The organism is Atribacterota bacterium, assembly GCA_028717805.1.
Taxonomy (GTDB): Bacteria; Atribacterota; Phoenicimicrobiia; order Phoenicimicrobiales; family Stramentimicrobiaceae; genus Stramentimicrobium.
Window position 1 is genome coordinate 35,134 of sequence record JAQUNC010000002.1, and the last position, 13,552, is coordinate 48,685.

Here is a 13,552-nt window from a genome sequence, read left to right on the forward strand (position 1 = left end):
ATTTTTTATTATTTTAAAACTTAAATAGTTAAATAATATTCAATCAATGATTTAAGACATAAATAGTGGTCTTCTCGGGAAGTGACTGAGTATCTACCTCAAAGAAATTTGCACCAATCATTTTAATATTTTGCTTCTTATCTAAAAAAAACGATAGTGGATCAATAGACCACTTAACAGCATCAGTTTTATAATGCATGGGAAGTACTATTTTTGGTTTAACCTGTTCAATAACCAGGTCAGCCTGAGTATGATTAATAGTATAATATCCGCCAATGGGAATAAATAAGATATCCACCTGGTTTATTTCTTCCAGTTGTGTGTTTTCCAGTAAATGCCCTAAATCACCCAGATGGCAAAACACCATTTCATCTGTCTTAATAACAAAAATAGTATTATTCCCTCTATATTTTCCATAGACACTATCATGATAAGAAAAAATTCCTTTAAAAAACATTTTGTGGGTATCCCTATTAACAGTTCCCTTTAAAACAACCGGTTTTCCTTTAATTCCCATGGTGTTATTATGGTCATAATGTTCATGGCTGATGGTAATAATATTAATCTTTTCTTTGGTCATCTTATATCCCAGCGTCTCATCAAAGGGATCAGTAAGTATATTGATACCTCGATTATTGGTGATAAGAAAACAGGAATGTCCCAACCATTTTATCTTCATTCTTTTTTCTTATCTCTCCTACCTTCATGATACTGGATTTCCTGCTCACCTATTATAAAGTGCCAAATATCATTCATCTTCTCCTGAATAAGATGATCAGGGTAAACCAGTATAATACTACCTGATTCTGATAATTCAATCAATTTAAAGGGTTCTTGACTTAATATAGTGATTAAATTTTTAACCTGAATCGGATCAATATTTCCGTTATTCAAGAGATTACGCATAATATCGAGTTCTTTTACCAATAGACTTATATCCATAAAGTTATCTTTGGACCTGGCAGCTTGTAAAATATTAATCACTATTTTTATTAATTGCCAATTTTTCCATTGGTTTTCCCTCAATCCTTTTAATTTGGCTAGGTTATTTCTGGAGTGATGCATTGGGTTGAAGGCAATCCTCAAATCAAGCAAAGAAAAAGGAATTCGTTTATGCTCCTTGATAATGTAATCTAAGATAGAAAGTTCATACAATTGGACTCCTTCTTCGCTGGCTCTATCAATTAATTCCTGTAACATGAATTTTTCTGAAAATAAAATTATGGAATCAGCATTTGTTTTTTCTTTCATTTTTTTCATAGCTTCCCAGTCAAGGGAATGAATGGTATTAATATCGTAATTTCCAGGTAATCCGGTAATAATTAAAGAGTAGGATTTATAAGCAAGTACTGCTCTGGCAATAAATAATTTTTGCTGGAATTCATTGCCGGATTCCGTATCATATCCCAAAAATTCAAAACATCTTTGCAGTGAGCTATAAAAAGCCTCCGGGTTATCTGTATAATAAAGACTAAGATAGAGCTGCTCTGCCTCGTTTAACCATTCCAATAATCCCCACTGTTCCTTGTTTATTAATACAAAACGAACATCATTTTGTAATATATTCTGAATATACCTTTCAAACAAACCTCTTTGCTCAGGTTCTTGTTTGGTTATTTCTGAATAAATTTGAAGAAAGCTAAGGGGTTTGCCTTCATTATGCAAGATTTGATATATTGTATCTCCCATATCTTTTTCGGTATCATATTTAATCTCTTTCTCCACTATAACAAAATACTTCTTCCTGGCCTCATCAATTAAACCTATTAAAATAGTATCATTTATACCTAATTTTCTTTTTTGATACCATTCTTTAAATCCAGATATTATTTTTTGACGATAATCCACCACTGCCTTGATTTCTTCTCCTTCACTGTCAATGAAAATAACATTTATAATACTATCATCACGGTGCCAGGAAAAATAAGGTTTTAAATAGCTGGTTAAGAATATTGTTCCATTACGTAGACAGTAAGAGGTTAAAGTATAGGGCAAGTTAGCTTCTCGATACTTCCACTTTATCAGTCCCCAAATTCCACGTTGATATCTTACAAATCTCTGATCAACTCCCATCAAAGCATTAACATCATGATGTGGATTTTCTGCTTTAATCTCCTTGATTTTCATTATTTCTTCAGTAATTTTGCGATAATGCATAGGACGATGATTTTCTTCAAGAATACTGTAAGCTAAATCAGCGATTGATTTCCTGGGCATTTCCCACCTCCATCCCGGAATACAATCATCTGGTAAAGGTAAGCGTTAATTCCATTTTTAAAATATTACTAAATTTTTAAATGACTTGTAGCTCTAAAGTTTCTAAAATGAAAATATAAAAATGATACATAAACTCTAATATTGCTTTCCTTTATAACTATTCATTAGTTGCACATAAGATTCAGCATGTTCTCTTAAAAGAGAAAGTTCCTTTTCGGTAATCTTTCTGACCACTTTTCCTGGAATTCCCATAACCATAGAATTAGTTGGAATTAAAGTTTTGGGAGTAACGACAGTCCCGGCAGCAATAATAGAATTCTTTTCAATTATTACCTCATCTAAGATATTGGCTCCTGAACCAATTAAAGCAAAATCCTCAACAGTGCAACCATGTAAAATTGCTCCATGTCCAATTGTAACATAATTTCCTATTTTAGTGGGTAAATTTTCTGCTACATGGATTATTGACCCATCCTGTACATTAGTAAAATTACCAATAGAAATAAAATCAAGATCACCCCGCAATACTGCCGAAAACCAGATACTGCTATATTGGCCTACATATACCTCCCCAATCAGTGTGGCATTTTCTGCTACTAAAGAAGTCTCATCTATTACCGGGATTTTATTCCTGTATTTTAAAATCATACCTAACCTCCAATATATCCTTTATTTTTTGAGCAGTTTTTTCTCCAATCCCGGGAAGTTCTTTCAGTTCCTCAGTAGTGGCATTTCTGATATGGTCAATACTTTTGAATTTAGATAAAAGCAGTTTTTTCTTTTCTTCTCCAATACCCGGAATAAAATCAATTAATGAATCTTTAATTATTTTACTCCGTAATTTTTTATGGTAACTTATAGCAAAACGATGTGCTTCATCCCTTATCCTCTGAATCAGAAAGAATACCTCAGAATTCCTGGGCAGTAAAATGGGTTCCTTTTCCCCGGGTTGAAACAGTTGTTCCTCTCTCTTGGCAAGGGAGACCAGATTTAGTGATAAATTCAATTCTTTTAATACCTTCGATATAATATTCAATTGACCTTTGCCCCCATCAATAAGTATTAAATCAGGCAGGCTCTCTTTTGGCAGATGATAATTGTCAAATCGTCTTTCTAAAACCTCTTTCATCATAGCATAATCATTGATTCCCTGTTTATATTTAATCTTAAAATGTTTATATTTCTTTTTATCAGGTATTCCACCCCGAAAAAATACCAGAGAGCCAACTGCAATTTTCCCCTGAATATTAGAAATATCATAGGCCTCTATGGATAAAGGCAATGTTGGTAGCTGTAAATATTCTTGTAAATCCCTAAGGACTTTCCGTAAAGAATCCTTATTTGTTCTCTCCCTGAGATAGAGATTTAATTTTCTCTGGTAAGATTTGCTTATTCTTTCCTGACTGATGACCTTTTCAATCATATTGACAGTATCTCTTATTTTGGCTGCCTTCTCATATAACATTAATTGAGCCGCAATTTTCATCTCCTGTCTTAAGTTCCTCAACAATGATTTATGTCTTCCAGACAATAAAAGACAACATTCTCTCACATTTTTTCGGTATTCATCCTGTTCTATTTTTTTGGCGCAGGGTGCGGAACACAGACCAATTTGATAATCAAGGCAGGATTTCCCGGAATCATATTTCTGTTTACTACAATTTCTGATTTTAAAAATATATCTTAATTTTTGAACTGCTTTCCGGGTAGTTTCTACATCGGTAAAAGGACCATAATACAGTGCTTTCTTTTCAACAATTTTCCTACTTTTTCTAATCAAATGGATAGCAGGAAAAGAACTTGCTCTGGTAATTTGGATGAAAGGATAGCTTTTGTCATCTTTCAACTGAATATTAAAATAAGGTTTATTTTTTTTGACCAATCTGCTTTCCAAAAGCAGTGCTTCCATTTCTGAAGCGGTAATAATATATTCTATATTATCAATCTGCTCAATCATTTGTTTTACCTTTACTGAGTGAGAATTACCCCTGTTGAAATAAGAACCAACGCGATTCCTCAGAGAATTAGCCTTTCCAATATAAATAATCTCACCAGCACGGTTTTTAAATAGATATACCCCACTTTGTTCAGGCAGATTCCTAATCTTATCAATTATGTCCATGCCCTTTCTCCTGTAAAACAAGTTTGTCCTTATGGTAAGTTTCATTCAATACCTTTTTTAAAAATTGTCCAGTAAAAGAGACAGGATGATTAGCTATTTCTTCCGGTGTACCGCTAAAAACTATCTTTCCTCCCTCTTCACCACCACCAGGTCCTAAATCGATAATATGATCAGCAGATTTAATTACCTCCATATTATGTTCAATAACCAGTACTGTATTGCCTTGATCAACCAATCTATTTAAAACATCTAATAATTTTCTGACATCATCAAAATGCAAGCCTGTGGTTGGCTCATCCAGCAGATATAATGTCCTGCCTGTACTTTTCTTACTTAACTCCTTAGCTAATTTTACCCTTTGTGCTTCTCCTCCTGAGAGGGTAGTAGCTGATTGCCCTAATTTAATATAGCCTAAACCAACATCGATGAGGGTTTGTAGACCCTTTTTTATTTTAGGAATATTTTCAAAAAATTGCTTACACTCCTCCACAGTCATATCCAATACCTGGGCAATGTTCTTATCTCGATATTTTATCTCCAGGGTTTCCCTGTTAAACCTTTGTCCCTTACATACTTCACAGGGAATATATACATCGGGAAGGAAGAACATTTCAATTTTCACTATTCCAGCACCTTCACAAGACTCACACCTTCCCCCCTTGACATTAAAGCTAAATCTTCCCGGTAGATACCCTCTCATTCTAGCAGCACTGGTTTTAGCAAATAACTCTCTAATAGGAGTAAAAATACCGGTATAAGTGGCAGGATTAGAACGCGATGTTTTGCCAATAGGAGACTGGTCTATGATAATTACCTTATCAATATTTTCAATGCCCTCCAGTCGATCGTAGTCTCCGGGTCTAACCCTACTGTGATACAATTCTCTCAGTAAAGCCTTGTACAATATCTCTTCAATTAAAGTACTTTTCCCCGAACCGGAAACTCCGGTAATACAGTTAAATTTACCAAGAGGTATGCTGACATCCATATTTTTTAAGTTATGCTGCCTGGCACCAATTATTTTGATGCTTTTTCCGTTGCCCAAGCGCCTCTTTAGCGGAACTGGTATCTGGCATTTATCACTTAAATATTGACCGGTTATCGAAGATTGGTTAGCCATGATATGTTCTTCTTTTCCCACAGCTACAACATAACCACCATGTATTCCCGCACCAGGTCCTAAATCCACAATGAAATCTGCAGCTCTAATCGTTTCCTCATCGTGTTCAATTACAATAACTGTGTTACCCTGATCCCTTAACTGTAGCAATGTTTTTAATAATTTACTATTGTCCCTCTGATGTAATCCAATAGAAGGCTCATCCAGAATATATAGAACTCCAGTTAAACTAGAACCAATCTGGGTGGCTAATCTGATTCTCTGATTCTCACCACCAGCAAGGGTTGAGGAAGATCGGGAAAGAGTTATATAATCCAGACCAACATTCATTAAAAATTTTAATCTATTTAATATCTCTTTTCTAATCTGTCTGGAAATCTCTGCTTCTCTCTCTAATAAATTAAGATTTTCAAAAAAATAAACCAGTTCTTTGACAGTCATATCGGCAAGATCGGCAATGGAATAATCTGCAATTTTTACCATTAAACTTTCTGGTCGAAGTCTCTTTCCTTTACAGACCAGACAATTATTCATAGTCATAAATTTTTGAATCTCAGAACGAATATATTCAGATTTAGTCTCTCGATATCTTCTCTTTAAATTATTTATAACTCCTTCAAATTCATTCTGATGTATCCAGGAATTGCCTTCCTCTAAATCATGGTATTCAAAGGATATTTTAGTATTTCCAGAGCCATAAAGTAAGACCTTCTGCTGCTCTTCAGTTAATTTATGAAAAGGAGTAGATAATTTGAATCCATAATGCTTTGCAACTCCAAGTAAAATATGATACAAATACCTTCCCTTAATAAAACCCCAGGGTACCAAGGCGCCATCTAATATTGATTTTTCTTTATCTGGTACTACCAGGTCAGGATCAAATTCCATTTTAAAACCCAGTCCACTACAATTGGGACAGGCACCATAAGGACTATTAAAAGAAAAAATGCGAGGAGTAATTTCTGGTAAGCTAATTCCGCAATAAGGGCAGGAAAACTTCTCACTAAAGATATATTCCCTATCCTGCTCATCCAGAATTATTACTAAGCCATCACTTAGATGTAATGCTGTTTCGACAGAATTGCTTAATCTACTTTTAATTTCAGGTTTTATTATTAGGCGGTCAACAACCACATCAATGGTATGCATCTGGTAACGAGCGAGATTAAAATCATCATCTACATCAACCATTTTACCGTCAATCCGCAATCTGATAAATCCTTTCTTCCTGATATCATCAATAATCTGCTTATGTTCTCCCTTTTTTGATCTTATAATTGGTGATAATATTTTTATTCTGGTGTTATAAGGAAAATTCATTATCTGATCTATGATCTGATCAATGCTCTGTTTGGTTATTCTTCTTCCACAACCAGGACAATGGGGAATTCCGATTCTGGCATATAGTAAACGCAAATAATCATAAATTTCGGTAACAGTTCCTACCGTGGAGCGGGGATTCTTGCTCGCCTTTCTTTGGTCAATTGAGATTGATGGTGACAATCCTTCAATATAATCTACATCTGGTTTATCTATCCTCTCTAAAAACTGCCGAGCATAAGACGATAGGGATTCTAAATAACGTCTTTGACTCTCAGCGTAGATAGTATCAAAAGCCAGCGATGATTTTCCAGAACCGCTTAATCCGGTAATAACAATAAGCTTATTACGTGGTAGGCTTAAAGAAATATTTTTTAAATTATGTTCTCGGGCACCTTTTATAACAATCTTATTTCTTCCCATTTTTCTGTAAACTCCATTTTTGTAATGTGCATGCCTATTGCATCATAAATAAGTATATCCGTATATAGTATACCAATATACTGTAAAAATTATGTTGTGTGATTAGTATTTAGTATTTAGTGATAAGTGATTAGTTTCACCAGTTTAAAGTTTTCCGTTTTCGGTTTTCAGCTTTTCGTAAAAAATAATAATATTTAATTCTTATTGTTTTCGCTTACTCATTACTTGTACTATATATATTTTCTTCACTTAAAACAGAATACGTTATATAGTATACTTCAATCCCGGGTATTTAGTTATTTAAAAATCAGTCTCTCTCGCTTCAGTCTTTTAATTTCATCCCTTAACAAGGCTGCTCTTTCAAAATCAAGCTCTTTTGCTGCTTGATTCATCTCACCTTGCAAGGATTTTATTAAGGCACTCAGGCTACTCTTGGGCAAATATTTTGTCTTTCCCTCACTCACCTTATCTTCCCTATCAATTTCTTCATCCTGATCCAAATCTTCAAAATAAATCATATCATCAATAGGTTTTTGAATAGTCTGGGGAATAATATTATTTTTGTGGTTAAATTCTAACTGTATCTTTCTTCTACGATTAGTTTCTGATATAGCTCTTTGAATAGAACTAGTCACCTTATCACAATATAGGATAACTGTGCCATTAATATTCCGGGCAGCTCTACCCATAGTCTGAATCAGGGAGGTTTCTGAACGTAAGAAACCTTCTTTGTCTGCATCAAGAATGGCTACTAATGACACTTCGGGTAAATCCAAGCCCTCTCTTAATAGATTAACGCCTACCAGTACGTCAAATTTACCTTCCCTTAGATCTTTTAAAATTTTAATCCTTTCAATGGTACCAATCTCGGAATGGAGATATCTAACCTTAATATTGATTTCCTGTAGATATTCAGCTGTACTTTCAGCCATCATTTTGGTCAGAGTTGTGACTAGCACCCTTTCCTTCTGATAAACTCTCTTTTTAATTTCAGCAATTAAATCATCAATCTGAAATTGAGCTGGTCTTATTATTACTTCCGGATCCACCAGTCCGGTAGGTCTTATTATCTGCTCCACAATCTGATAGCTTTTATTCATTTCGTACCTTCCCGGTGTAGCAGATACAAATAATGCCTTTTCCAGATATTTCTCAAATTCATGAAATACCAATGGCCGATTATCATAAGCAGAAGGTAATCTAAATCCAAATTGTACCAGGCTATCCTTTCTAGATTTATCTCCAGCATACATTCCTCTTAACTGAGGTATGGTCACATGTGATTCATCAATCAGAATAAAAAATGGTCTGGGGAAATAATCCAGCAATGTAGCTGGTGGTTCACCCGGCTTTCTTCCGCTTAAATGTCTGGAATAATTTTCAACACCAGTACAATAACCGAATTGAGATAGCATCTCCAGATCATATTTTGTTCTTTGTTCTAACCTTTCAGCTTCCAGCAACTTCTTCTTTTTTTGAAAATAATCCAATCTATCTGCTAATTCTATTTTAATTGTTTTAATTGCTTCTTCTAATCTTTTCTGGGGAGTAACAAAATGTTTTGCTGGATATATAGTAATCTTTTCTTTCCTTTCAATATTATGTCCGGTTAAGGGGTTAATTTCATGAATTGCCTCTATATTGTCTCCATAAAATTCAATTCGGAAGGCATTTTCCAGATAGGCTGGGAATATATCTAAAATATCTCCCCTTACTCGAAAATGACCTCTTTGAAATTCGATATCATTCCGTTCATATTGTATGTCTATTAATCTTTTTGTTACCTCTTCTAACTCCAATTGCTGATTCTCTTCTAATAATACAACCAGCTGAGAAAAATCAGTGGGAGAACCAAGACCATAGATACAGGAAACACTGGACACTATAATAACATCATTTCTTTCCAGCAAAGAAGCAGTTGCCAATAAGCGTAATCGATCAATTTCTTCATTTATGGAGGCGTCCTTTTCAATATAGGTATCAGTCCTGGGAATATATGCTTCTGGTTGATAATAATCGTAATAACTGACAAAATAACCTACTGCATTATTAGGGAAAAACCGTCTGAATTCACTGCAAAGCTGAGCTGCCAGTGTTTTATTATGAGAAATAACCAGGGTCGGTAATTGTAAATACTGAATGATATTAGCCATAGTGTATGTTTTCCCTGAACCAGTAACACCGAGTAAGGTCTGGATGTCTTTCCCTTCCTGAAAACCCTGGCATATTTTCAGAATGGCTTCTGGTTGATCCCCCTGGGGAGAATAGTCAGATATGATTTGAAATTTTCTGCTCATAGAATAAGCCTTTCTCTTTAATTTGCTTTACTACCAAATAATAAATAAATATTTTTCTCACTCTCCCAATTCCGAGCAAGCAAAAAATATCTAATCCCATTCCAAACAGAAGATGGTCAAAGGGACTAATTCTCCTCTAATCCCTCTTCTATATTTTTTTACACTTCAGCGTTAGATAAAACTTTCTCTGACCATCCGGTTATCATAGAATTTAAATATCGTCTTAAAAAACCTTTTTAGAGTAATGGGATTTTTAGTAATTCCAATGCTCTAAATTATACCACAAGCTATAACTCAATCAGGGTATCTATCTGAAAAATGAAGAAAAGGAGCCAAATTAGGCAAACAATTCAGCTACCTAAAAAGATAGGGCTAAATTCTAAAATCAATTCTCTTCTGCAAGTGATTTTTTTAATTCTTGCCATAAATGCCGTACCTGTTTTTTAGTTTGGACAAGGGAAAAGCAATTATTAATGACATAGTCTGCTTGCTGAAGCTTTTCTTCCATAGGCATCTGGGATTCAATTCTCTTTATAGCATCTTCCTCAGTGAGACTATTCCTGATTAGAAGTCTCTTTAATTGTTCTTCCCGGCTGAGATATACCACAATTATCTTATTCATCATATATTCTAGATGAGCTTCAAATAATAGCGGCGCTTCAATAATACAGATTAACTCTTTATTACCATTATTCCTCATCTGGTTAATTTTCATATTTATAATTGCTGTAACTTCCGGATGAGTTATTTTATTTAATATTTCTAATTTTTCTTTATCCGCAAAAACGATCCTGGCTAATTCTCTGCGATTAATCTCCCGATTATCATACAATATCTCTTTACCAAAATACTCCACAATATTTTGCCAGGCTTTTTCTCCCGGACGAACGATTGTACGGGCAATCTCATCAGCATCAATTACCTGTGCTCCTAATTGTTTAAACATTTCAGCAACGGTTGATTTTCCAGAGACAATTCCACCTGTTAAGCCAACTATTAGCATCTTCAAGAGATTAAACCTCTCTTTTTAAGAAAATTTACCCATTCTCCATTACAGGTCTCCCCAGTGGTAACCATTCTTAAAATTCACTTTTAATGGTATATCCAGATGTAAACAATTCTCCATGATATCTTTAATTATAGCCTGTCTCATTTCCAACTCTGATTCTGGGATTTCAAAAATTAGTTCATCGTGAATTTGTAAAATTAAACCGCTGCATAGATTTAATCTCTCCATTCTGGTGTTTATTCCAATCATAGCTATTTTAATTAAATCTGCTGCTGTACCCTGTATGGGGGTATTAATAGCGGTTCGTTCGTAAAATTCTCTGATTGATTTATTGGGGCTATCAATACCATTCAGATACCTGATTCGATTTAACATAGTTTTGACATACTTATCTTTTCTGGCAAGCTCAATCTGCTCGTTAATATATTCTTTTACCCTATGATATCTCTGAAAATAGGCTTCAATATATTGCTCTGCATATTCTCTGCTTATTCTGAGATTATTGGCTAAACCATAACTACTCATGCCATAAATAATCCCGAAATTAATAGTCTTAGCAATTCTTCTCATCTCCTCACTGACCAGATTTAAATCAATATTAAATAATTGTGCTGCCGTATAGGCATGAATATCATTTCCCTTTAAGAATGCCTCCCTTAAACTCTCATCTTGAGATAAATGTGCCAGAATTCTCAACTCAATCTGGGAATAATCTGCAGATAAATAAATATTCCCTTCCTCGGCAATAAAAGCATTCCTGATAGCCCGACCCAGTTCCGTCCGTACCGGTATATTCTGTAAATTAGGATTGTTGCTACTTAATCTTCCGGTTGAAGTGCCGGTTTGATTAAAACAAGTATGAATCCTACCGGTTTGAGGATTTATTAACCGTGGCAATTTATCAATATAGGTATTCTTTAATTTCTCCAATTCACGATAATCAAGTATTTTAGCTACAACTTCATGCTTTTCAGATAATTCCAATAAAACCTGTGCATCAGTTGAATAGCCTGTCTTAATTTTTCTTACAGTGGGAAGTTTCAATTTTTCAAATAAAACTTGACTTAACTGTTTGGGTGAATTTAAATTGAATTCACCACCAGCTAAATTAAAAATATCTGTCTTAATTTCAGCTATTTTCTGGGAAAATTGCTGGGACATCTTCTTTAAAAAGATGGTATCCAGCTTGATTCCCCTTTTTTCCATCTGGTAAATTACTCTAACCAGAGGGAGTTCAATATCCAGATAAAGTTTATCCAGATCATTTTTAGAGAGTTGTTCCCATAATATCGTTTTTAAGGATAATAATGATTGGGTCTGCCAACATATTTCCTGTTCCTGGTCAGCGAAATGTTTTTCCGGCCCGCCATCCTTTTCAGTATCACTCTCTTTGATTAAGTAATCCTGTATTATTTTGGTCAAACTGTAATCTTGCTGGGAGGGATTTAATAAATAGGAAGCTATCTTAATATCAAAGTAAGGAAACTGGAAAAAATCAATATCATTATATAAATAAGCCCAGGAATTCTTCAAATCAAAGCCGATCTTCTCAATCTTTCCATCCTGAAATAACTCCCTTAACTTGCTTAATATTAATTCCCTGGAAAGATATTTATCTGTTCCTATTAGTACATCATTGCTATTAATTCTTAATAAAAATGATTCATCCAGAAGGCTAATGACAATACCTTTAAGCAATTTATGAGAAGCTGACTGATATGTCTCTAATAAAAACGAAAGATAACCTGCTAATTTAATCTTCTGGCATAATTTTATTAACTGCTCTTCATTTAAAATTTCCTTATATACTACTATACTCTTTTTTATTTCTTTACTATTTTCCCCTTTATGAGGAATCTTCTCTATCAACTTTTTAAATTCATATTTTTGAAACAAGTCTCTAATTTGTCCATAGTCTGGTCCGGTATAAGCAATTCTGGGTAATTTCAAATCAATATCAACATCTCTCTTAATCATAGCTAATTTTTTACTTAATCTAGCTTGCTCTTCATATTGGAATATTTTCTCTCTGATGGACTTATTTTCTATCTGGTGAGAATTTTTAATTATTTCTTCCAAACTACCGTATTGCTGGATTAGTTTTTGAGCGGTTTTTTCTCCAATCCCAGGAACTCCTGGTATATTATCAGACGGGTCTCCTTTGAGACCTATGTAATCGGGAATAAAATGAGGAGAGAAGCCAAGCATCTTTTCAATAGATGCCAGGTGATGTTGTTTCACCTGAGTTACTCCTTTTTGCATCAATAATATTTCTGTATCTTTATCTGCCAGTTGTAATAAATCCCGGTCACCGGTAACAATAACCGGCTTATATTCACTATCTTTTATTTTCTGAACTATAGTGCCAATAATGTCATCAGCTTCATACTCTTCAATTTCAACTGACGGAATATTAAATTTTTGCACGATTTCTTTAATAATAGGCAATTGTTCAATTAATTCCGGAGGCATTTTTTCTCTCTGGGCTTTATACTGGTCATACTGTTTATGGCGAAAGGTTGGTTTAGGAGTATCAAAGGCAATTATGAGACCATCCGGTTTTTGTTCTTCTAATAATCTTAATAATACCAGGGTAAAGCCATAGGCAGCATTAATAAGCTGCCCATAGGAAGTTGTTAACCTGGGTAAGGCAAAAAAAGCACGATATATTAATCCCTGTCCATCAATTAAAAATAATTTTTTGATCTTTTTTATCATCTCTAATACTCTTATTATTTATAAATAAACAATTATCCCGCTTAGCAGGTGGCTCTATTAATCCTAAAACAATACCTACCAAGAAAGTGGTTTTTAATAAAACAAAAAGATATAAAATTTTACCTATTATTGAGATATCACCACAAATAAAACTAACAGAACTATTTTTTTATTAATAGTCATTAGCTTGACATTGATAATAGTCTAATCTATAATTTTTAAGATACTTTTTAACGCCGAAGTGGCGAAATTGGTAGACGCACTGGACTCAAAATCCAGCGAGCCTCACAGCTCATGTCGGTTCGACTCCGACCTTCGGCACCATA

8 protein-coding genes and 1 tRNA gene are annotated in these 13,552 nt (G+C 34.1%); 1 reads left to right on the top strand and 8 read right to left on the bottom strand.

Annotated features, from left to right (window positions below):
• Window positions 1–43: 43 nt before the first annotated feature.
• The 8 genes from PHD84_00750 to polA all read right to left on the bottom strand — a co-directional run bounded on the left by PHD84_00750 (window position 44) and on the right by polA (window position 13,226).
• Complete coding sequence (locus PHD84_00750) at window positions 44–679, bottom strand: MBL fold metallo-hydrolase (protein MDD5636340.1); 636 nt, start codon at window positions 677–679, stop codon at window positions 44–46.
• Complete coding sequence (locus PHD84_00755) at window positions 676–2,217, bottom strand: HTH domain-containing protein (GenBank protein ID MDD5636341.1); 1,542 nt, start codon at window positions 2,215–2,217, stop codon at window positions 676–678. Before PHD84_00755 ends, PHD84_00750 begins: the two co-directional genes overlap by 4 nt.
• Window positions 2,218–2,352: 135 nt before the next feature.
• Window positions 2,353–2,865 (bottom strand): gamma carbonic anhydrase family protein, encoded by a 513-nt coding sequence (locus PHD84_00760; protein MDD5636342.1) that lies wholly within the window; start codon window positions 2,863–2,865, stop codon window positions 2,353–2,355.
• A complete protein-coding gene (locus PHD84_00765) occupies window positions 2,843–4,339 on the bottom strand; it encodes an excinuclease ABC subunit UvrC (protein ID MDD5636343.1) in 1,497 nt (498 codons plus the stop codon). Before PHD84_00765 ends, PHD84_00760 begins: the two co-directional genes overlap by 23 nt.
• Window positions 4,326–7,202, bottom strand: a complete 2,877-nt coding sequence (gene uvrA / locus PHD84_00770; protein MDD5636344.1) for an excinuclease ABC subunit UvrA — start codon at window positions 7,200–7,202, stop codon at window positions 4,326–4,328. Before uvrA ends, PHD84_00765 begins: the two co-directional genes overlap by 14 nt.
• 296 nt (window positions 7,203–7,498) lie before the next feature.
• On the bottom strand, window positions 7,499–9,499 hold the full coding sequence (uvrB, locus tag PHD84_00775) for an excinuclease ABC subunit UvrB (protein MDD5636345.1): 2,001 nt from the start codon (window positions 9,497–9,499) through the stop codon (window positions 7,499–7,501).
• A gap of 385 nt (window positions 9,500–9,884) precedes the next feature.
• On the bottom strand, window positions 9,885–10,502 hold the full coding sequence (coaE, locus tag PHD84_00780) for a dephospho-CoA kinase (protein MDD5636346.1): 618 nt from the start codon (window positions 10,500–10,502) through the stop codon (window positions 9,885–9,887).
• A 48-nt stretch (window positions 10,503–10,550) separates the two neighbouring features.
• Window positions 10,551–13,226 (bottom strand): DNA polymerase I, encoded by a 2,676-nt coding sequence (gene polA, locus PHD84_00785; GenBank protein MDD5636347.1) that lies wholly within the window; start codon window positions 13,224–13,226, stop codon window positions 10,551–10,553.
• A 235-nt stretch (window positions 13,227–13,461) separates the two neighbouring features.
• On the opposite strand from polA, the gene PHD84_00790 reads away from it, so the two are divergent.
• Window positions 13,462–13,550 (top strand) — tRNA-Leu (locus PHD84_00790).
• Window positions 13,551–13,552 lie beyond the last annotated feature (2 nt).